The 20,750-nt window shown below is 69.0% G+C and carries 19 protein-coding genes; 6 read left to right on the forward strand and 13 right to left on the reverse strand.

All coding sequences use genetic code 11. From position 1 onward, the window contains the following. Positions 1-24 precede the first annotated feature (24 nt). The 9 genes from ID554_RS12355 to ID554_RS12395 form a co-directional block, all read right to left on the reverse strand. Entirely contained in the window at positions 25-744 is a 720-nt protein-coding gene (locus tag ID554_RS12355; RefSeq protein ID WP_117230789.1) for an ABC transporter ATP-binding protein, read from the reverse strand. After that, positions 728-1,525: an ABC transporter ATP-binding protein gene (locus ID554_RS12360; protein WP_199489294.1), complete on the reverse strand. Its 798-nt coding sequence runs from the start codon at positions 1,523-1,525 to the stop codon at positions 728-730. Before ID554_RS12360 ends, ID554_RS12355 begins: the two co-directional genes overlap by 17 nt. Then, complete coding sequence (locus tag ID554_RS12365; protein WP_117230790.1) at positions 1,522-2,598, reverse strand: ABC transporter permease subunit; 1,077 nt, start codon at positions 2,596-2,598, stop codon at positions 1,522-1,524. The genes ID554_RS12360 and ID554_RS12365 overlap by 4 nt, the downstream gene beginning before the upstream one ends. After that, on the reverse strand, positions 2,595-3,458 hold the full coding sequence (locus ID554_RS12370) for a branched-chain amino acid ABC transporter permease (RefSeq protein ID WP_223884561.1): 864 nt from the start codon (positions 3,456-3,458) through the stop codon (positions 2,595-2,597). The genes ID554_RS12365 and ID554_RS12370 overlap by 4 nt, the downstream gene beginning before the upstream one ends. A gap of 33 nt (positions 3,459-3,491) precedes the next feature. Further along, entirely contained in the window at positions 3,492-4,700 is a 1,209-nt protein-coding gene (locus tag ID554_RS12375; protein WP_199489295.1) for an ABC transporter substrate-binding protein, read from the reverse strand. Positions 4,701-4,752: 52 nt separating this feature from the next. Continuing rightward, a complete protein-coding gene (locus ID554_RS12380) occupies positions 4,753-5,364 on the reverse strand; it encodes a GTP-binding protein (RefSeq protein ID WP_223884562.1) in 612 nt (203 codons plus the stop codon). Further along, on the reverse strand, positions 5,361-5,771 hold the full coding sequence (locus ID554_RS12385) for a roadblock/LC7 domain-containing protein (protein WP_117230793.1): 411 nt from the start codon (positions 5,769-5,771) through the stop codon (positions 5,361-5,363). The genes ID554_RS12380 and ID554_RS12385 overlap by 4 nt, the downstream gene beginning before the upstream one ends. Then, the gene (locus tag ID554_RS12390; RefSeq protein ID WP_191088823.1) at positions 5,768-8,017 is read right to left on the reverse strand and encodes a sensor histidine kinase; all 2,250 of its coding nucleotides are present in this window, start codon (positions 8,015-8,017) and stop codon (positions 5,768-5,770) included. Before ID554_RS12390 ends, ID554_RS12385 begins: the two co-directional genes overlap by 4 nt. Positions 8,018-8,490: 473 nt before the next feature. Then, entirely contained in the window at positions 8,491-8,856 is a 366-nt protein-coding gene (locus ID554_RS12395) for a helix-turn-helix domain-containing protein (RefSeq protein ID WP_117230799.1), read from the reverse strand. 313 nt (positions 8,857-9,169) lie between these two features. On the opposite strand from ID554_RS12395, the gene ID554_RS12400 reads away from it, so the two are divergent. From ID554_RS12400 to ID554_RS12415, 4 genes are all read left to right on the forward strand, one after another. Then, entirely contained in the window at positions 9,170-9,676 is a 507-nt protein-coding gene (locus tag ID554_RS12400) for a DUF5919 domain-containing protein (protein ID WP_223884563.1), read from the forward strand. A 92-nt stretch (positions 9,677-9,768) separates the two neighbouring features. Then, entirely contained in the window at positions 9,769-11,196 is a 1,428-nt protein-coding gene (locus tag ID554_RS12405) for an IS1380 family transposase (protein WP_199489339.1), read from the forward strand. A 366-nt stretch (positions 11,197-11,562) separates the two neighbouring features. Further along, a complete protein-coding gene (locus ID554_RS12410) occupies positions 11,563-12,033 on the forward strand; it encodes an NUDIX hydrolase (RefSeq protein ID WP_117231297.1) in 471 nt (156 codons plus the stop codon). A 151-nt stretch (positions 12,034-12,184) separates the two neighbouring features. Continuing rightward, positions 12,185-12,691, forward strand: a complete 507-nt coding sequence (locus tag ID554_RS12415) for an HD domain-containing protein (RefSeq protein WP_117231296.1) — start codon at positions 12,185-12,187, stop codon at positions 12,689-12,691. 115 nt (positions 12,692-12,806) lie between these two features. Here the strand turns inward: ID554_RS12415 and ID554_RS12420 are convergent, their stop codons facing one another. Together ID554_RS12420 and ID554_RS12425 are read right to left on the reverse strand one after the other, a co-directional pair. Then, a complete protein-coding gene (locus tag ID554_RS12420) occupies positions 12,807-13,691 on the reverse strand; it encodes a phosphotransferase (RefSeq protein WP_117231295.1) in 885 nt (294 codons plus the stop codon). 7 nt (positions 13,692-13,698) lie between these two features. Next, complete coding sequence (locus tag ID554_RS12425; RefSeq protein ID WP_117231294.1) at positions 13,699-15,066, reverse strand: hypothetical protein; 1,368 nt, start codon at positions 15,064-15,066, stop codon at positions 13,699-13,701. A gap of 535 nt (positions 15,067-15,601) precedes the next feature. Here ID554_RS12425 and ID554_RS12430 point away from each other — a divergent pair. Together ID554_RS12430 and ID554_RS12435 are read left to right on the forward strand one after the other, a co-directional pair. Continuing rightward, positions 15,602-16,675 (forward strand): hypothetical protein, encoded by a 1,074-nt coding sequence (locus ID554_RS12430; RefSeq protein ID WP_117231298.1) that lies wholly within the window; start codon positions 15,602-15,604, stop codon positions 16,673-16,675. Further along, positions 16,653-18,269, forward strand: coding sequence for a phosphoketolase family protein (locus tag ID554_RS12435; protein ID WP_147333638.1), 1,617 nt, complete (start codon positions 16,653-16,655; stop codon positions 18,267-18,269). The genes ID554_RS12430 and ID554_RS12435 overlap by 23 nt, the downstream gene beginning before the upstream one ends. Before the next feature lie 4 nt (positions 18,270-18,273). On the opposite strand, the gene ID554_RS12440 is transcribed toward ID554_RS12435, so the two are convergent. After that, a complete protein-coding gene (locus tag ID554_RS12440; protein WP_191088637.1) occupies positions 18,274-19,590 on the reverse strand; it encodes an IS256 family transposase in 1,317 nt (438 codons plus the stop codon). A gap of 141 nt (positions 19,591-19,731) precedes the next feature. After that, complete coding sequence (locus ID554_RS12445) at positions 19,732-20,748, reverse strand: IS3 family transposase (protein WP_113974893.1); 1,017 nt, start codon at positions 20,746-20,748, stop codon at positions 19,732-19,734. Positions 20,749-20,750: the final 2 nt, after the last annotated feature.

The raw sequence follows: 20,750 nt of genomic DNA on the forward strand, positions 1-20,750 counted from the left end.
GGTTGGCGGGTGTGCATGCTGTCCCTATTCGGCGCGCGGGCTGGTGAGGGTGAGGTGGTCGCGGATCAGGCGTTCGGCCTGTCCGCTTCCCGCATCGAGGGGCTGGCCGAGCCGTCCGGCGGTCAGCACGTGCACGCTGTCGGCGAGCGTGGCGGCGGCGCGGATGTGCGGGAGGGTGACCAGCACGGTGACACCGCGTTGGGGTAGCCGCCGCAGCACGTCGGCTACCTGACCAGCCACGGTGGGGGCGAGTCCTTCGGTGGGCTCGTCGGCGAGCAGCAGCCGGGGGGCGGTGCGCAGCGCGCGGGCGATGGTGAGCATTTGCTGTTCCCCGCCGGAGAGCTGATGGCCCCGGTGGTGCAGCCGTCCGGCGAGCGCGGGGAACAGATTCAGCACCTCGTCGATGCCGAAGGCGGGTCCGCGGTGGTGGCGGGCGGGTCGGGTGACGGTGAGGTGCTCGGCGACGGTCAGCGACGGCCACAGCCGCCTGCCCTGCGGGGCGAGGGCGACACCGGTGCGGGCGGCGTGGGTGGGCCGCCAGCCGCTGATGTCGCGGCCGTCGCAGAGCACCGTTCCGGCGGTGGGGCGTAGGTGTCCGGCGAGGGTGTGCAGCAGGGTGGTCTTTCCCGCGCCGTTGGGTCCGACGATCGCGTGCACGGTGACGGCGGTGAGGTCCAGGTCGATGCCGTGCAGGACCGGGGTGTCGCGGTGGTAGCCGGCGGTGAGGTCACCGGTGCGCAGCATCGTCGCCTCCCGCTCCGAGGTAGAGGGCGGCGACGGCGGGGTCGGCGCGCACGGTGTCGGCGGGGCCGTCGGTGTGGCGGCGGCCGTGGTGCAGCACGGTGATCCAGGTGGCCAGGGCGGCGACGACGTCCATGTGGTGCTCGACGAGCACCACTGCCATCCAGCTCGGCAGCCCACCGAGGATGTCGAGCAGGCGCGCGGTGTCGGTGTCGGTGAGGCCGGCGGCGGGTTCGTCGAGCAGCAGCACGCGGGGTTGTCCGGCGAGGGCGACGGCGAGGTCGAGCATGCGGCGGTGCCCGTGGGACAGGACCGCGGCTGGATGGTCGGCGTGGTCGATCAGGCCGACGAGGTCGAGTACTTCCAGGGGGGTGCGGTCGGGGTGGTGGCGGTGGTGCCAGCCGCCCATGCGCACGCAGTCCAGGACGGTGACGTCGGGGTAGACGGCGGGGTGTTGGAAGGTGCGGCCGATGCCAGCCCGGGCCCGCCAGGCGCCGCTGCGGCGGGTGATGACCTGCCCGTTGTAGGTGATCGTCGCGGTCTGCGCGCGGGTGGTGCCGGCGAGGAGGTTGAGCAGGGTGGACTTCCCGGCGCCGTTGGGGCCGATGACCGCGTGCCGGTCGCCGGGGGCGACGGTGAAGGTGTCCAGGTCCAGGACGATCAGCTTCTGGTAGGCGTGGCGCAGGCCGGTGGCGACCAGGCCGTTGCCGCGGGCGCGGTCGACCTCGGTGGCACTGCGCTGGGAGGGGGCCGGCTCGACGGCGACGCGGTGGACGGTTCTCACGGGGTGCTCCTGACGGCGGGTCGGGCCGCGCCGCTGCCCGCGGGCAGGTCCTGGTGGCGCTGACGGCGCAGACGGGTGGGCAGGATCCGCTGACGGTGCAGACGGTGGGGCAGGGCGGTCAGGCCGCCGGGCAGCAGGTACACCGCGGCGACGAACAGGGCGCCCAGGAGCAGGGGCGCGTGGCCGGGCAGGTCGGCGGCGGCGACATCGCGGACGGTGAGGACCGCGACCGCCCCGGCGGCGGCGCCGGGCAGCGAGGTCGCGCCGCCGATGACCACCGCGAGCAGGGCGAGGGCTGCGGTGGTGAACCCGACGTCGGCGGGGGTGATCCAGCGGTGGGTGTGGATCAGCAGCGCCCCGCCGGTTCCGGCGAGCGCTCCGGCGCCGGTGTGTACCGCCCACAGGTAGGCGTACACGCGGTGGCCGCTGGCGGCGGCGCGTGCCTCGTTGCCGCGCACGGCCGCCAGCAGCATCTGTCGGTTCCCGCCGAGCAGGATCACTGCCGCGGCGGTGGCGGCGATTGCCACCGCGGCGGCGTAGAGCAGCACGGCCCGGTCGGCCAGCAGCGGCGGCAGGCCGGGTAGCAGCCGAGGTGCGGGGATGCCGGCGAGCCCGTCGGTGCCGCCGCTCACGCTGCGCCACTGCGCGGCGGTGGTGGCGGTCAGCTCCGCGGCGGCGAGGCTGAGCATCAGCACCACGGTGCCCCGGTGGCGGACCAGCACCACCCCGAGCAGCCCGGCCAGGGCCGCGCCGGCGGCGGCTGCGGCGAGCAGGTGCAGCAGCGCGAGGTCGACGCCGGCCAGGGCGAGGCGGGCGGTGGTGTAGGCGCCGGCGGCGTAGGGGGCGACTTGGGCGAGGGTGGGCAGGCCGGCGTGCCCGGTCACCACGGCGACACTCGCTGCCAGCACGGCGAGGGGCAGCATCCTGGCTGCGGTGGCGTGCAGGTATGGATCTGCCGACGCCGCGACGGCGCAGAGGACCGCGACGGCGAGGCTGGCCGGCGCCCACGACCGCCACCGCGCCGCCTGCGAACCGAACCACGGCGCCGCGGATCCCCGCGCGGCGGTGCTCACGGGCGTGCCTGCGCGGGCAGGCCGGTGCGACGCGCGAGGAGCACCGCGGCCATGGCGCCTGTCAGCAGGTAGGGGGCCACCGTCGGGAAGGTGGTCACGCCGAGGGTCTGCACGACGCCGACGGCGAGGGCGGCGGCGACCGCGCCGGGCACCGAGCCGAGCCGGCCGCAGACCACGACGATCAGCGACAGCAGCAGCACGGTGTCGGCGGTGCCCGGCCCGACGCCGAGGATCGGCGTGGACAGCGCTCCGGCGAGCCCGGCCAGTGCCCCGGCGGTGACGAGGACGCTCGCGTCGACCAGCCGGGGGTTGACACCGATGCCGGCGACCATGGCCCGGTCGTCGACGGTGGCGCGGACGAGCCGGCCGGCGCGGGTGCGGTGCAACAGCACGTACCCCGCGGCGCAGACGACGACGGCGATGCCCAGGACCGCGAGCCGGTCGACCGGGTACCGGTGCCCGCCGACGGTGACCGTGGCCTGCAGGACGGCGGGCAGCCGGGGTCGCAGGGTGTCGGGGCCGTAGACGGTGGTGAGCAGGTCACCGCCGGCCAGGGCGAGGCCGAAGGTGAGCAGCGCCTGGTCGAGATGCCCCCGTCCGCGCAGGGCGGCGGTCGCCGCGGCGAGCACCCCGCCGCCGGCCGCACCGGCAACGGTCGCGGCGAGGACCGCGAGGACGAGGCCGGTCCAGGTGCCGGAGCTGGTGGCGGCGGCGACGTAGCCACCGGCCGCGATCAGGGTGCCGTGCGCCAGGTTGAGCACGCCGCCCGCGCCGAAGGCGACGGTCAGCCCGGCGGCGGCGATGGCCAGGAGCAGCCCGTAGGCGACCCCGTCGACCGCGGGTATCAGGTAGGCGTCCACGCACGGCACCCCTCTCGATGTGGCTGTTGAGGCTCAGCTGGCGGGCAGGGTGGTGAGGTCCTGCACGAGAACGTTGGACAGCACCGGCCCGTCGGCCTTGACCTCGCGCAGGTACCAGCGCTGCACCGGCCGGTGCTCGGTGGGCTCGAACTGCCAGTCACCGCGCGGGCTCACGATTCGCCCCACCTCGCCGATAGCTTTGTTGAGCTCCTCACCGGTCACGTCGCCGTCGACTGCGGCCAGTGCCCGGTCGAGAACCGCGGCGGCGTCGTAGGAGGCCATCGCGAACGTGGTCGGCTGCCCGGTGTGTCCGGCGGCCGACCACGCGGCGACGAACTGCTGGTTCGCGGGGTTCGGCAGGGTCGGCGAGTAGTTCAGGACGTTGCGGATCCCGGTGGCTGCCGGGCCCTGCGCGGTCAACACCGACCCTTCGGTGAGGAAACCGGCCGCGTAGAGGGGGACGTCCTTGAGGTCGGACTGGGCGTACTGCTTGACGAACGCGACCGCCGCGGCGCCGGCGTAGAAGGTGTAGACAGCCTTGGGCTTTTCCTGCGCGGCCTTGTTCAGGTACGGCAGGAAGTTCTCCGTCGTGGGGAACGGGGTGAACACGGTCTTGCCGTCGGGGTTGGCGAGTTTCCCGCCGAGCTTTGTGAACGTGTCGGTGAAGCCGCGCAGTTCGTCGTAGCCGCCCTGGTAGTCCGGGCCGATCGCGTACACCTCGCCGTCGCCGACCTGCGCCTTGATGTGCGAGGCGATGGCGATGCCCGGCTCGTCGGAGTTGTAGGAGGTGTGCCACGTGTAGGTGAGGTCGCGGGCCTTCCCGCCGACCGGGGCGAACGCCGGCCGGGCGTTCGCGCCGACCAGGGGGATCTTCTTGGCGGTGGTGAGGGTCTGCACCTTGTCGACCGTCGCTCCGCCGACCAGGCCGGTCAGCGCGACGACCCGGTCGCGTTCGAGGAGTTTCTGCGCGGCGGGGACGGCGGTGGCTGGGCCGTCGCCCTCGTCGCCGACGATGAGGTCGACCTTCCGGCCGCCGAGCTTGCCGCCGTGGGTGTCGAGGTACAGCTTGAAGCCGCGCTGCATGTCCTCGCCGACGGTGGTGTAGGTGCCCGACAGCGACACCAACAACCCGACCTTCACCGTGCCCGCGTCGCCGGGGCTGTCGGTGCAGGCCGCGGCGGCGAGCAGGACAGCGGCTGCCGCGAGCGCGGCGATCCGGCGTCGCATCGATCTGGTCGTCATCATGTGCTCCTTGCCAGAGGGGTTCAGGGGATGGCGGGTTCGCGGGCACCGGTCAGGGGCTCGTGGCTGCGGCCCGCGTGGGATGGGACCGGGCGGTGCGGGCGAGGACGTGCTCGACGAGGGCGATGAGCAGGTCGCGCACGCTGTCGCGGTCGCGGGCGTCGATGGCCACCACGGGCACGTCCGCAGTGACGGCGAGGGCTTCGCGGACCGCGTCAACCGGGTAGGTGTGGCCGCCGGGGAACTGGTTGACGGCGATGACGAACGGCAGGTCGGCGTTGTCGACGTAGTCGAGGTGGCGGAAAGAGTCCTGCAGTCGTCGGGTGTCGACCAGGACCACCGCGCCGACCGCGCCGCGGACGATCGCGTCCCACATGAACCAGAACCGGTGCTGTCCGGGGGTGCCGTAGACGTAGACGGTGACGCCGTTGATCTCCAGCCGGCCGAAGTCCATCGCCACCGTGGTGGTGGTCTTCGCCGGGGTGTGCGTCGTGTCGTCGGCGGTGTTCCCGGCGGTCATCACCGCCTCGGTCGTCAGCGGCGCGATGTCGGACACCGCGCCGACGAGGGTCGTCTTCCCGACGCCGAACGGACCGGTCAACACGATCTTCAACCGGGGCGGCCCGGCGGGTGCCCGCACCGCCACCGCGCTGGGCGCGGTCACCGGGGGCCGTACCCGGCGGCGGCGAGGTTCCCGGCGAAGGCCGGGGTGAGCTGGTCGCGGACCTGATCGGCGAAGCGGTGCAACTCGCGGGTGACGAAGGCGATGTCCGCGCCGGGTTTGGTCAGCGTCAGCAGCGACGCGCCGCTGCTGACGGTGACCAGCATGAGGAACCCGTTCTCCAGGGTGGTGAGGTTTCCCTCGACCGCGCCGCCGGCGAGGTCACGGGCCGCGCCGTTGATGAGGCTGTTCATGCCGGCGGCGATCGCGGCGAGCCGTTCGGCGGCGTCCCGGTTGAGGGTGCCGGTGAAGGCCAGCAGCAGCCCGTCGGCGGACACCGCCACGGCCTGGCTGATCCCGGGTATCCGGGCGAGGTTCGTGCTCAGCAGCTGGCTCAAGTGATTGCTCATGCGTGACCTTCCGAAGGGGTGTGGCGGCCGAGGCCGCGTTGGTAGGCGGCTGCCGCCTCGGCCAGCCGCTCGGAGGGACGTCGAGGTGGCTCAGGGGCGGGCAGCGGCGGCGGCGTGAACGTCGCCATCGGCTGACGTACGGGCAGCCCGTTGAGCGTCGTCGCGGTACCCTCATCCGCAGGGGGATGCGGCGGTGTGGGGGCTTGCAGGTGGACTGTGGCGCCGTCCTCGAACCACGGCGACGGCGGGCGCCGCCGCGCTGCCTCGTCGAACACGGGGGTGGCCTCTCGCTCCACTGCCAGAGGCCGGCGTGTGATCGTCGGCAGCGGCTGGGTTGGGCTGTCGCCGACGCGCAGGGACTCGGGCCTGCGCGGTGCGGGAACGACCGCCGGTCGGCTCGTCGGGGCGGGGGTGGGCAGGGTGAGGGTGGAGGCGGGGGTGCCGCCGGGCGGGCGACGCCCGGCGATCGGGCCAGCGGGCAGAGCGACCGGTGAGGGGATCGTGACCAGCAGCCACTCAGCGGGGATCTCGACCTCGGCGACAGTGCCGTGTGGCTGCGCCGGCAACAGCCGCACCGCCAAGCCGTGGGATGCGGCGAGGACCGCGACGGTGGCCAGGCCCTGCCGGCGGATGTGGTCCACCTCGATCTGCGGGGCGGGCGCGGCCAGTTCCCGGTTGAGCCGCTCCAGCAGGTCCGGTGTGATGCCGGTGCCGGTATCGGTCACCTGAATGATCACCCGGTTGCCCAGCAGGTGCCCCGTGATCAGCGTTTCGCTCGGGCTGTAGCGGGTGGCATTATCCAGCAGCGACGCCAGCAGGTGCACCAGGTCGTCGATCATCGCCGGCGGCACCAGGATCCGGTCGTCGATGAGGCCCAGGTTCACCCGCCGGTACTCCTGGACCCGGCCCAGCGCCGCCTGAGCGACCGTCACCAACGGCGTCGGTTCGGGATGCACGGTGCCCACCGAGCGGCCCGAGAGCACCAACAAGTTCTGGACGAACTGCAGCAACTGCGCCGCGAGGTTGTCCAACACGAAGTACGTGTCAAGCGTCTTCTCGTCGGCCTCGTCGCGCTCGGCCGTGTCGAGGGCTTCCAGCAGGCGATGGGTCATGCCCTGGCAGCGCCGGCCCACCGCCTCGACCGCGGCGGACGCCACGCGCCGCTGCCGGGCCAGATCCCCTGCGATGCGGTAAGTGGTCAGCGCGAGGGTGTCGAACGCGGCAGTGACCTCGTCTACCTCGTCCCGGCTGCTGCGCGCTGGCGCCAACGCGGCCGGAGCCGGCGGCATCGACGACGGATTCGCCGGGTCGGCGTCCGAGACCCGCCGCACCAGCTCCGGCAGATCGTGCTCGGCCATGCCGGTCACCGCGTCGCGCACACGCCGCAACCGTCGCGCCAACGCCCTGCCCTGCCGCCACGCCAGCACCGACGCAGCTATGACCAGGGCGACCGCGACAGCCGACAGCACGCCCGTGGTCATCCACTGCTGCCTGCGCTGCCGTCCCACCTCGGCGTCGATATCGGCATCGACGCGAACCTGCACCGAGTGCAGCCGATCGCGCCGCTCGCCGCTGGCCGCCGCCCACCGCGACGCGTTCACCCGCAACCGCTGACCGACCTGAGTACGGGCCACCTCATCGTCGAGACGCTGCGCCTCGAGGACCTGCGGTCCGGACAACGCCTGGTCCAACCACGACTGCCACCGCGCCGACGACCGCTGCGATACCGCCAGCAGCGCCTCGTCATACCCGGCACGGTTCGCGGCCAACTCCCGCTGCACCGCCTGCGACACCACGGCGCCGTTGCCGGCAGCCACAGCAGCCTGCTGGATACCCGCGTACTGCCCCGCCTGCGACAACGCCGCCGCCACCCGCAGCTGATCAGCCACCACACCATCCGCGCCGCCGACCTGACCCACGGTCCCCCGCAGCGCCAGCCCCTGCGCGATCACCGCCCGATACCGCACCAACACCGCCGTCAACGACGTCGCCCTCGCCTTGACCTGCTCCCGAACCGCCGGCAGCAACCGCAACTGCTCATCGAACGGCTCCACCAGCTGCGCTACCACCGCGTCCGAGGCATCGAGCTCGCCACGGCGCTGGCGGTAGGCGTCCACCGCCCGATCGGAGGTCGCCACCTGCTCGAGATAACCGTTGAGGCCACCCGCCGGATCAGCAACCAGCCCAGCAGCGATTTGCCGCTCCCGGTCGAGTTCGTGAAGCACCCCACCCGCCGCTGCGGACACGGCTACCAGCGACTGCAGGTGATCGGCACTGCGCGCCTGACGGCTGGTCGATGCCACACCCCACGAGGCGAACACCAAAGTCGCCACCAGCGGGATCAGCAACAGAAGCGCAAGCCTCCGGGCAACAGGCACAACGTTCCTTCCTGGTTCGAGAGCTTGAATGGGCGTAGCCAGAGGCATGAGGCAGGCGAGAACCTCGTCACGTCAGTCGGAAGCGAGGGCTGCGTAGCGGTGCACCCGCCTCGGGCCGTCCGTCGAACTGGGTTGGACCCGGCTCAGGGCATTGGAGGCCCGTCTCGCAGCGCCTCGGCAATCGGTTCGGCACGGGCGGCCGTCCATGTACTTGTGGACGTCGATGATCGCGTCGCCATCGAGTCAGAACTAGCTCCACCGTGGCGGGTCACGATGAGCCCTCACAGTGGCAGGACTGGTGACAACCGGCTGCAGGATTCCGGTGTTCCGGTCGACGTGCATCACGGCACGTATGCGAGCCCCATCAGGCCTCGCGGGATATCCAGCCTTTCGGCGATCCGTTCGAGCACGTCATATGAGGTGACGCGCTGGCGCCCCTGGATCACCGCTCGGACCTGGTTCTCGGTGGTTCCGGTGGCTGCGGCGACCGCCGCCTGGCTCCATCCTCGCGATTTGAGAAAGCGGAAAAGGGAAGAAATGTCACGCTGCCGTAGTACCTCGGCGAGCGACCGGCCCTCGAAGTGTTCGTTGATCCACCAGTCTGGATCGGCACGGTTGTGTGCCCGCCACCCGGGGAGTCCTGCAAACTGCGACCCGGACTGCGACTCGGACAAAGCGGTGGTGGCGGTACGGGCGTTCATAGCCATGATGGTCACGGCGCTCTCCCCCTGAACGTGTGAGGTGATGCCAACGCGTCAGCTCCTGTGAGCGGGCCGCTGGGATGACCGAGGCTCTTCCCCGGCGATCACCCTCGCCTCGACATCCGATCGCCGATCGTGGGGATACGGCCACCCCCGGTCAGGGACTGTCGCGGACGTCTCGGTAGGGTATAAACGCCCCTATGCGTCCCTCGCCAAGTCTCGACCTCTGATGCCGAACGATCGTCTACGGGGAGCCGGGTCAGCGAAGGGGCTGACCACTCAACGGTGCGCGGAGCTGATTGGAGTCGACCCGAAGACGGTGGAGCGCTGGATCACCCGCGATCGCGTCCCGCACCGCGCTCACCGCGTCGCGGCTGCGGACCTGTTGGGCGTAGACGAGACATATCTGTGGCCTACGGTCGTGGACGACCCCAGGACGGTTTCCGCGGGGCGGGCCGAGATGGTCGAGTTCTACCCGTCCCGGTCGGCGGTGCCGCTGGAGCTGTGGAGGTCGCTGATCCAGCGGGCGACGGAGTCGGTCGACATCCTCGTCTACGCCGGGCTGTTCCTGCCTGAACTCCACGACATCACCCAGCTCGGTGAGCGTGCCCGCCAGGGCTGCCGGATACGGGTTCTGCTGGCCGACCCGAACGGTGCTGCAGTACGTCGCCGCGGAGAGGAGGAGGGATTCGGCATTGGGCTCGCCCACCGGGTGCTGCTGAGCCTTCGTTACTACGAGCCGATCTTGGCCATCCCCGGTGTACAGGTTCGGCTGCACGACACGACGTTGTACGCGTCCATCCTCCCCGAGTCAGAGGCGATTTGACTGATCGAGGGCGATAAACGAAAGGTGCTCCTGACCTGCAAGGATTTGGGTGTCGAGTCCATGTCCACAGCAGAAGCGGGTGCACCTTTCTGGTGAGTAAGGGTAGCGGGTGGGATCAGCGGCTGGTCGTCGGCGCGGGCGGGAAGGGTCTGGTCGGTCACGCGGGTGCGGTCCTGCTGCGCAAATGCGCAGATCGGACCGGTCTGACCAGCGGTTTGAACAAGGTGCTACCGCGCGGCAAGGGCCCTGGGTGGTGGGATCGCGGCACGGTCCTGGTCTCACTCGCGGTCGCGATCGTGCTCGGCGCCACGAGCATGTCCGACATCGCGGTCCTCGCCCATCAGGGATTGGTCTTCGGTGATCGGCCGTCGGAGCCAACCGTCCGGCGAGCGTTGGCCGGTCTCGACGAGACCGCGCTGAAACGGATCGGCAAAGCGCGGGCGAAGGTCCGCGCTCACGTATGGGCCCTGCTCGCCCGCCGCCCGCAAGGGTTCCCGTGGCTGACGGTGGCGGGCAAGCTGCTGTCCGGGTGGGTGGTCATCGATCTGGACGCCACCCTGATCACCGCTCACTCACCGAAGCAGGGTGCGGCGGCCACGTTCAAGAAGGGTTTCGGGTTCCATCCGCTCGGTGCGTGGTGTGCGAACACCGCGGAATGCCTGGCCATGCTGCTGCGGCCCGGCAGTGCCGGCTCGAATACGGTCGCCGATCACATCCGGGTTCTCGGTGAGGCGATCGCTCAGTTGCCGGTCGCCTACCGGCGCAAGATTCTGATCAGGGTCGATGGGGCCGGTGCCACCCACGACCTGCTCGAGCACATCGAGGCGATGAACCGGCTGTGGCGCAGCGTGAAGTTCACCGTCGGCTGGACGATCACCGACGCCGACGAGATCGCGATCGAGCAACTGCCTGCTGAAGCGTGGACCGACGGCCTCGCCCAGGACGGCACGGCCGTCGACACCGCGCATGTCGCGGAACTGACCGGCCTCAACCAGCGCCTGGAGAACTGGAACGGCCGGCTACGGCTGCTCGTGCGGCGCACGAAGCCGTCGGCCCGGCACGCGAAGAATCTCACCGCGCTGGAGAAGCGGACCGGCTGGCGGTACGCGATCGTCGCCACCAACATCAGCCGGATCGCCGGGGTGCCGGGCTCGCACCAGCCGCAATGGATCGACGCTTTGCATCGTTCGCACGCAGGAGTGGAAGACAAGGTGCGCACGAACAAGGCCATGGGCCTGCGGAACCTGCCGTCGAAGGCCTGGACCGTCAACCGCGGCTGGGTCCTCGCCGCCAACATCGCCGCGGACATCACTTCCTGGACCCGGTTGCTCGGCCTGCACGACCAGGACGACCTCGCCCACGCCGAACCCGCAACACTGCGTTACCGGCTGCTGCACCTGCCCGCGAAACTGGCCGCCCACGCCCGCCGGCGTGTCCTGTCCATCCCCGAGACCTGGCCGTGGGCCGACGCGTTCACCCTCTGCTGGCAGCGCCTCACCCTGCTACCACTGACAACCTGACCCTGGACCCCTGTACCTACCAGTAGAAAGACCGTGACCGAGGGCCCGGAGAACTCGCGCTTCCACAGCGACACGTGGCGATATCACACCCAAACCGGGTGGACAAAACGGTCAAGCCGAAACGGTCAGGCAGGGAGCAAGACCCTCTGACGGATCGAGGCCATCTTCCGAGTGGACGAGAGCATGCTGGTTAACACCCACGTATACGGATCCACTGCTGCCCACAATCCGGTGTTACATCTCCGGCGCGTACCTGGTGGCCGGGTCGTTGATCACTACCTCACCAGCTTCGACCGGGTCTGGACCCAGGCCGAACCCACCTCGGACATCAATGCGGCGATAGCCGCGTTCGACGGGAGATGATGGATGCCACGCCGGGACTTCTTCAACGACCCTGAGTCCCCCGAAGCCAATAGCGTGGTGCCGTCGGTCGTCGCGGCCGTTCGTAACGAGCACGGCGAGTTGTTGATGATCCACCGCACCGACAACAACCTGTGGGCTCTTCCTGGCGGTGGTCACGACATCGGTGAGTCGATCTCCGACACTGTGGTGCGGGAGGTTCGCGAGGAGACGGGCATCGAGGTGGAGGTCACGGGCTTGGTTGGTACGTACACCAACCCCCACCATGTGATGGCCTACGACGACGGTGAGGTGCGCCAGCAGTTCTCGCTGTGCTTCACCGCCAGACCTGTCGGTGGGAATCTGACGACCTCCAGCGAGTCACGTCAGGTTCGCTGGGTAGACCCCGCCGAACTCGACCAGTTGGACATCCACCCCTCAATGCGGCTGCGCATCGACCACGCCCTCGACGGTCGGACCGCACCGTACATCGGCTGACGTCGGAGGGGCGTTTCCTCGGCTCGGGGACGTCCCAACCGTCTCGCCGAGCCGGTAGGGCGGCGGCCCGCTGTGCGGCTACGTTCGGGGGGTGTCTGACCTAACGGCCAACGCCAAGGACCTTGCTGGCAGTCTGCTCGACTCCCCAAAAATGGCCCGGCGCTGGACCCACGTCCAGGGTGTCGGCCGGCGGGCCACGGAACTGACGAGCACGGTGGCGCCGGCTGATCGTGACCTGCTGGTGGCAGCCGCCTGGCTGCATGATGTCGGTTATGCGCCGGACCTCGTGGACACCGGCCTTCACTCCCTCGACGGTGCCCGATACCTCCGACGTAACGGCTACCCGCTGCGGCTAGTCGGGCTGGTCGCCCATCACACCTGCGCCCGCATCGAGGCGGCTGAGCGCGGCCTGGCGGACCAACTCGCGGCCTTTCCGCTCGAAGAGGGACCCCTGATGGACGCGCTCGTCACCTCCGACCTCACGGTCGGACCGTGGGGACAACGTCTCGAGGTCGCCGAGCGCATCGAGGAGATCCTCCACCGATATCCTCCGCAGAGCCCCGTTCATCGGGCGATCCAGCGAGCAGAGCCGCTCCTCATGGCGCACGTCCGCCGAACACTGGATCGGCTCGACGTCGACGAGCAATCCGCTGCATGACATTCGACGCGCCTGCTTGGTCCAGCCCCCTGACCTGTATCGCCGGCGCCTGAAGGCGGAACGGCTGCCCCGGTGGCCCCGCTCTGACTGTCTGACCGTCAGCCGGCCGGGAAAGTTAAAGGATGCGCCACTGGAGAAGTTCCTGGTCGCCCCGTCTGAGGGCGCTGATGCGGCGGAGCACCTCGGCCTCGGCCTCGGTGCCGGGACGGGACTTGCGGGCGTTGGTGGCGATCATCTGCAGTTCGCGGAGTTGGCACAGCTCCTCGAAGCCGCGCCACGGGGTGACGTCCCAGCCGTACGCGGCGGTGAAGTCGGAGAAGGCGGCATTGCCCGGTGGGGTGAACCGGCGACAGTGCACAGCGACGGTGGCCAGGTCCCATTCCCGGGGACCGACGGCGGCGCCGTCCCAGTCGGCAAGTACCGGCGTGCCGTCGAAGCGGCGCAGTGCGTTGCGGGTCTGGGGATCGGACTGGATCAGGCTCGCGCCCCGGGGAAAGCTCATCTCGAGCCAGCGGGCCGCGAGCGGTTCGAGACGCTTCAGCAGCAGGCCACGATCCTCAGCGGTGAGGATCATCGACCTCTGCACTGACCGCCGGATGTTGTCCACCGGCTCCAGAGTCGGCAGACTCACCGGAGGAGCCGGCAGGGCGTGCAACTGCCGCAGCAGCGTGCCCAGCTCCCCCATGGTGACCGGACTGTCGTTCGCCGGATCGAGCCGCTGCCAGACCGTCACGGCATGCTCGCCCACCAGCAGGGGCTGTGGCAGGCGCGAGCTGAGGCCAACAGTCGGGAACCCCCGACCGACCAGCCATCGCACGACGGCCACCACGGCGCTTATGCGCTCCACGCCGAAGTCCGCCGGAGCGATCTTGACCACCACGTCGCCGACCGCGTACACCGCGTTCGTGTGATGCCGTATCAGGACAGCATCGGCGTCGGACAACTCCAGACGACGACACACCTCGGCGAGTGCCGGACGTGTGCGCGCTTCGACGAACATGGTGCCCCTAGGGATCGAGCGCGGCAGTTCCGGCAGCAAGCGTACGGGTGCGCTCCCGGCAGGCTCGCACATAGTCCGTCAACTCGGTGATCTCGCTGCCGCGATGTCTCACCGGAATCGCCGAGACCACGTCGCTCGCCCTCGTCAGGACGATCTCCGTGCGCTGCGCCTCGGGCAGGGTGGCGACGGCGTCGCGCGCTGACGCAGCAGCCTCGGTCGTTCGTCGGTCACGCACCAGGCACATCGATCGGTCGAGCGCGAGGAGAGCCGGATCGATCGCCACGGAAGGGGACGGCCCGTAGAGCCGCAGGGCCTCGTCCTGCACCCGGTAGGCCTCGTTCGTGTCGCCCAGCCAGGTGCTCGCTCCAGAGAGGTAGAACAACATGCGCTTCATCGGAAATCGGAAGGCCGTGTCAGTGTCGTCATCGCCGACCTGGTCGAACATGTGCCGAGCCTGGACGATCGCCTGCCGCGCCTGCTCCGCCGATCCGAGCCGGGCGAGCGCCCTTGCGCGCCCCGCCGCAGCAAGCGCCGCCGAGGACGACGGCGTCGCGGTGACCGCCAGCGCTGCGTCCGCCAGGACGACCGTCTGCCGGGGATCACCGAAGTAGTAGGGCAGCATCGCCGCTTGGGCGCGGACCAGCACCCGTAGACGGCTGTCTGAGCTGTCATCTGCGGCGTGGATCGCTGTCCGATACCACAGCCGTGCCTCGTCGACGTCCCCGAGGCGCATGAGCGCGTCGGCGCACATGGTCGCCAACAGAGCCGCCGTGCCGGAGAGCCGCGCCTGAACCGCCGCCGGCTGTCTACGCCGGGACAGAGTTTGCACCTCGACACACTCGGCGGCCAGCCGCGACAGCATGACTCTAGGCGGGGCTGCTGGATAGCTCCGCATGTGCTCGCTGGCCGCTTCCTCGATCAAATCAAGTTGTCGCGGAGCGACGGTCGATGAGGCAAGCGCTTCGTCTAGCCCAGTACGAAGCCGGGCGAGCGCGGTGATCGCTTGATCGGGCCAGCCTACTGCTGGTCGCCCGGCTGGTGGGAGGTGCGCTGAACCTTCGATTTCCCGGTCGAACGAGGGCCTCGCATCACCCGTCCCGTCCTGACCCAAGCCCATCCACGCTCGGGGAATACCGAGTCCGACCGCGATGCGTTCGAGGACGTCGTAGGCCGTTACCTGGCGGGTGCCCTTGGTGATCTCGGCGGCTCGATTCGGGGACACGCCGACCAACGCGGCGATGGTGCCGTAGGAGACCCCGCGGGCATGGAGGAATCGGAACGTGGCGGCGATGTCACGGCGCTCCAGGAACTCGCGGATCGGTCGCCCCTCCCAGACACCCGACGTCCACCAGGACGGATCGATCTGGACGCCCACGACAACCTCCCGTTGATCGAAGCGGTCCTGATCAATATGTCACCACTTCCGCGCGTCGGCGACAAGCCGGTTCGACACCTCGCCGAAACGACGGTGCCTGAAATAATCCTCGCAGCGGCGGCGGCTGCTACCCCCCATCGTGGCCCCCCATCATGGGAGTCGACGGCTAGCCACGCTTCCCGAGAGAATTGAGCGGCGGCTGTCGATGACGTTAGGAGCGGCATGGGGCGACGCGCTGCAGCGGACTGGCCAGGACAGTTCCCGAGAACCGTCGGGCGTGATCCGCGGGTCACCCGGCATCAATGCTGGAGAGACCCTTCGGGTAAGGCCCCGGCTTCCGAAACGTGCAATACCGCCGTCCGCGCGTGCGACCCATGACGGTATGAAACTGCTGATCCGTAGAGATCGATTCAGAGAGGCTCCTTTTGTCACGGCTGGCCTCGCAGCCAGGATCAGAGGTCCGGGAAGTTCGGCCGGCCGCAATGCATGTGGGACTCGATCCACGATTCGAAGGCAGGTTCGGATGCCTATAGCGATGCCCAACACCAAGCTGGAGATTGATGAGGTAATCGGGCTAGCCGCTCGTTATGAGGTGCCGGTCGAGGATGCTGTGTTGATTGCACTGAACCTATACGGGATCTCGTCGGATCACCGTCAGCACCGAGCTCGGCTGGACGTAAAGATTGGCTCGGTGCCGAGTGTGTCATGGAAGGTGATCGTACCCCTGAACGCGGTAGAGTCGCCGTTCCGTCTCGTGGATCATGATCTGCATTTGGGGCCGCATTGCATCGGTACCGTCCAGCGGATCGATGCCGACGAGGCGGTTGGCGGCTACTTCCGAGATGGCGGCAGGGCCGCGACGTTGAACCCAAACGCCCGAAGCCGCTGTGTGGGCTGCGCGTTCTGTCCGAACACGCTAGAAGCTGCCGCCGATCCACGTTTCTCGGAGGAGCGGGAGCTCACCGAACTACTATCGGCGATGGTTGAGCAGCACCCGCGCCGGAACTTGAGCGAACTCCGCGAGGTGACTGTCTCGACCGGTTGCTTCGAGCGGGAAGACGCCGCCGTTGCTCACCTGGTGGGCCTGCGCACCGCGCTCGGTTCACAGGGTATCGCCGCCCGGATCGGCTTCCTGACGTCGGTCATCCAGTCAGACACCGCCTTTGCCGATCTCGCTGCTCGCGTCGCGCCGTTCGTGCTGCGCTTGACCGCCGAGTGCTTCACCCGGCGTGACCTGCTATTGAAGAAGAGCAAGGCACTGCTCCGGCGAGCTGAGATGCCCGACTTGCTCCGTCGTGCCCGCCAGGCGGGACTCGGCACCTCGTTTACCTACATCGTGGGCCTTGACCCACTCACCGAACTGCGGGCCGGTGTGGCCGCACTTGGCGAACACGTGACCGAGTTCCCCAACTTCCAGGTGTACCAGGCCCACAACTCGATCATGGCGGGTTTGCGGACGCCGGGCGCCGAGCAGTTGGAGTTCTATCTGCAGGCCAGGGCATGGATCGAACAGATTCTGGGTGGACGTGGGTTGCAGCCGCAGGCGTGGGAGTGCTATCGGCCGTTGTGGTATTCCACCTTCGCGGGTGAACGACTGGTGGGAGTCTGAAGTGCCGCTGGATGCCGCCCACTGCGCGGATGCCCTTTGGCGGGCGCTCACGTACCTGTCGGTTGCGCAGCTCCACCTCCGATCGAACGTGCTCGCTGTCGACTACCTTGACGAGTCCGACGTTAAGCCGCGCCCGGTAGGTCATTGGGGCACGGTACCCGGCACGGCATGGGTGCTGGCGCATGCCGGCCTCGCCGCAGGCTGCGGCATCGGTGTGCCGATAGTTCCAGTTCTGGGTGCCGGCCATGCTGGTGTTGTCCAGCGCGCGTTGGCCTGGATGACCGGCGACATCGCCAAGATGGATCCACGGTACGAGCGAGACGCTGCTGGGCTGGCGGCACTGGCTGCCGCGTTTCCAGACGGCGACGCGCTCGGCTCGGAGGTTCATCCCGAGTTGCCGGCCGGCGCGTACATGGGCGGGTGGCTCGGCGGCGCGTTCGCCTTCGCCCAGGGCATGGCACTGGACTCCTCTAACCGGGTCGTCATGCCGATCATCGGTGACGGCGAATGCGAGACTCCAGTCACGGCAGCCTCCTGGCTGGCCCAGCGCGCGCTTGCCGACACCAGGGTGCTGCCGGTCGTCCATCTCAACGGCCATCGAATGGGCGGCCCGTCGCTGCTGGGTGGCATGAGCGACGAGGAGGTGAGCGCTTATGCCCGCGGTCTGGGCTGGGAGCCGGTCGTCGTAAAAGTCGGGACAGGCGCCGGGTTGGACGAGCATGCCGAGTTCCAGGGTGTCCTCGTGGCCGGCGTCGAGGCAACCGCCAACGGAGCACAGCGTGTGGTGTTCTTACGCTGCGTAAAGGGCTGGTCCGGCCCAATCAGGGCGCACAAGACACCGCTCACGAACCTGGCCGGCGATCCCTGTCAGCTGGCGGCGCTACGTGCTTGGCTGTCGTCTTACCGGCCCAGCGAGCTGTTCGACGCCGACGCGCAGCCCCTGGGTGCGCTCGCGTCCGCACTGGCTCTCATTAACTTTGGGAGCGTGGTACCGGACGCTTCGCCGTTGCCTCCGTCAATACCGCCGACCGGCCGGGGTTTCACAACGGAGGTAACCGCGGTTCTGCGGGCGCACGCCGCAACCGGCGACCTCAAGGTCTTCAGCCCCGACGAACTGCGGTCGAACCGTCTCGGCGACCTGCATGGCGAAGCGTGGGCACATGAGGTGCTTGCTGAGGAAGTGCTCCTCGGCTGGGTTGCCGGGTGGACAGCGGCAGGCCGTCGCGGCCTGATTATCTCGTACGAGGCATTCGCACCGTTGTTGCTGACCGGGTTGGTCGGACAGCTCAAGCAACGGCGGCTCATCAAGGATGCGTTGCCGAGCATCAACTTGCTCCTAACCTCGTATGGCTGGCACAACGTGTACAGCCACGGGGATCCCTCACTGATCACCGCGCTGCTAGGGACGGGCGACCCGGCCGTACGCGTTTTCACACCCGCCGACTCAGACCGGGTCGCTGTCGCGCTCGATGACGCATTGCGATCAACCGGGCGCGTCAACGTCATCGTCGCGGGCAAGCACACCACCGTGACACACCCCCGCGAGACGATCGATGGGGTCTGTCAAGTTAACGGTGTAACTGGGGTTGGTTGATCTTCTACTTGCGGCCGGCGGACAGGCGTCCGTCGAAGGTGATGTCGAAGGCGTTGAGTGCGCTCTTCCAGCGGGTGGCCCAGCGTTTGCGGCCTTGCCCGGTCGGGTCGAGGCTCATCACCGCGAGGTAGACGCACTTGAGGGCGGCTTGCTCGTTGGGGAAGTGTCCGCGGGCGCGGACGGCGCGGCGGATGCGGGCGTTGACGCTTTCGATGGCGTTGGTGGAGCAGATGATCCGGCGGATCTCGGCGTCGAAGGCCAGGAACGGCACGAACTCGGCCCAGGCGTTCTCCCACAGCTTCACGATCGCCGGGTAGCGGCTGCTCCATGCCTCGGCGAACTCGAGGAATCGTTCGGTAGCGGCGGCCTCGGTCGGTGCGGTGTAGACCGGTTTGAGTGCCTTGGCAATCGCGTCCCAGTGCTGGCGGGCCGCGTAGCGGAACGAGTTCCTGAGCAGGTGCACCACGCAGGTCTGGACCACGGTGCGGGGCCAGACCTCTCCGATGGCATCCGGCAGGCCGGTCAGTCCGTCACAGACGGCCATGAGCACGTCGTCGACGCCCCGGTTCTTCAGTTCGGTGCAGATCTGCAGCCAGAACTTGGCGCCCTCCCCGCCGTCGCCGGCCCACAGGCCGAGGATGTCTCGGTGGCCGTCGGCGGTGACCGCGAGAGCGACGTAGATCGGCCGGTTGGCGACCTTCCCGTCCCTGATCTTGACGTTGATGGCGTCGAGGAAGACCACCGGGTAGACCGGATCGAGGGGCCGGTTCTGCCACTCGGTCATACCGTCCATCACCTTGTCGGTGATGGTGGAGATCGTCTGGCGGGAGACCTCGGCGCCGTAGACCTCGGCCAGATGCGCGGAGATCTCGCCGGTGGTCAGGCCCTTCGCCGACAGCGACAGCACCAGGTCCTCCACCCCGGACAACCTGCGCTGACGCTTCTTGACGATGGCCGGTTCGAACGAGCCCGCTCGATCGCGTGGCACGTCGATCTGCACCGGCCCGACATCGGTGAGCACCGTCTTGGACCGGTTGCCGTTGCGGGAGTTGCCGGAGTTCGCGCCGGCCTGGTCGTGTTTGTCGTAGCCGAGGTGGTCGGTGATCTCACCATCGAGGGCCGACTCCAGCACGATCTTCGTCAGCTGCTGCAGCAGCCCACCCTCACCGGACAGCTGCAGCCCCTGCTCACGAGCCTGGGTCACCAGCTGTGACACCAGCGCCGGGTCGACACCCCCTGGCGTCGTCTTCGTACGCGGCCGCTTGGCCTTCTCGTCACCGGGCACAGCGGCAGTGTCCACCGCATCGGTCGTGATCGTCATCAGGTGCTACTCCCTTGATCGGAGTTACACCGTTGTTTTTACAGTCCCGATCGATGAAGAGCGTCACTGCGGCTTGGCGGTCTGGCGCCACCTGAGCGACCGGAACCTGTCAAGTCAACTGAGACAATTTCTTGATTTTGTTTAGCTTTGTGCTGGTGGAAGAGGGGCTCCGGCCGAGGTCACGGCCTGTTCCGGGTGGCTGTTGTCGGGTTTGTTGATCCATGCCCGGTCCGGTAGCCGGGGTGGTTGGGGACGGCGGCGTCCGAACCGTTCGGGATGTGCGGCCCAGGCGGCGTCGAGGGTGCGTTGCCGCTGTTCACGGATCTGTCCGGCGGTGCCGTGGTGGACCGATGCCGGGGTGTGCAGGCCGATCCCGGAGTGCCGGTGTTCGTGGTTGTAGTAGCTGTAGAACGCTTCGCAGTGCTGTCGGGCGTGCTGGATCGATCCGAACCGCTCTGGGAACGTGGGGTCGTACTTGAGTGTCTTGAAGCTGGCCTCGATGTACGGGTTGTCGTTGGAGGTCTTGGGCCGGCTGTGGCTGCGGCCGATTTTGAGATCGGTCAGCAGCTGGGTGACGGTCTTGCTGGTCATCGCGGCGCCGCGGTCGGCGTGCACGGTCAGCTGGTCGGGGTTCACGCGTTCGCGGGCGGCGGCGTCGGCGATCAGCGCTTCGGCGAGTTGGCCGTCCTCGTGGGCGGCGACCATGTGCCCGACGACGTAGCGGGACCAGATGTCGATCACCGTGTAAAGGTGGAACCAGACGCCCTTGACCGGGCCGCGCAGCTTCGTGATGTCCCACGACCACACCTGATTCGCGGCGTCGGCGACCAGTTCGGGTTTGGTCCGGGCCGGATGGGTGGCCTGGCTGCGGCGTTCGCCGGTCTGCCCGGCGGCCCGCAGGATCCGGTACATCGTGGACTCCGAGCACCACCAGCGGCCCTCGTCGAGTTCGCGGGCCCACACCTGCGCCGGGGCCAGATCCACGTATGGCGGGCTGTTGAGCAGGTCCAGGACCTGCCGGCGTTCAGGCTCGGTCAGCGCGGACGGCGGCGGCTTACGCGGCGCCCGTGGCCGGGAGACCAGCGGCGGGGCACTACGGCGATACAGCGTCGCCCTCGACAGGCCGGTCAGCCGGCACGCGGGCGCGATGCCCCACAACG

Origin of the sequence: Micromonospora craniellae (assembly GCF_014764405.1) — a bacterium.
GTDB lineage: Bacteria > Actinomycetota > Actinomycetes > Mycobacteriales > Micromonosporaceae > Micromonospora > Micromonospora craniellae.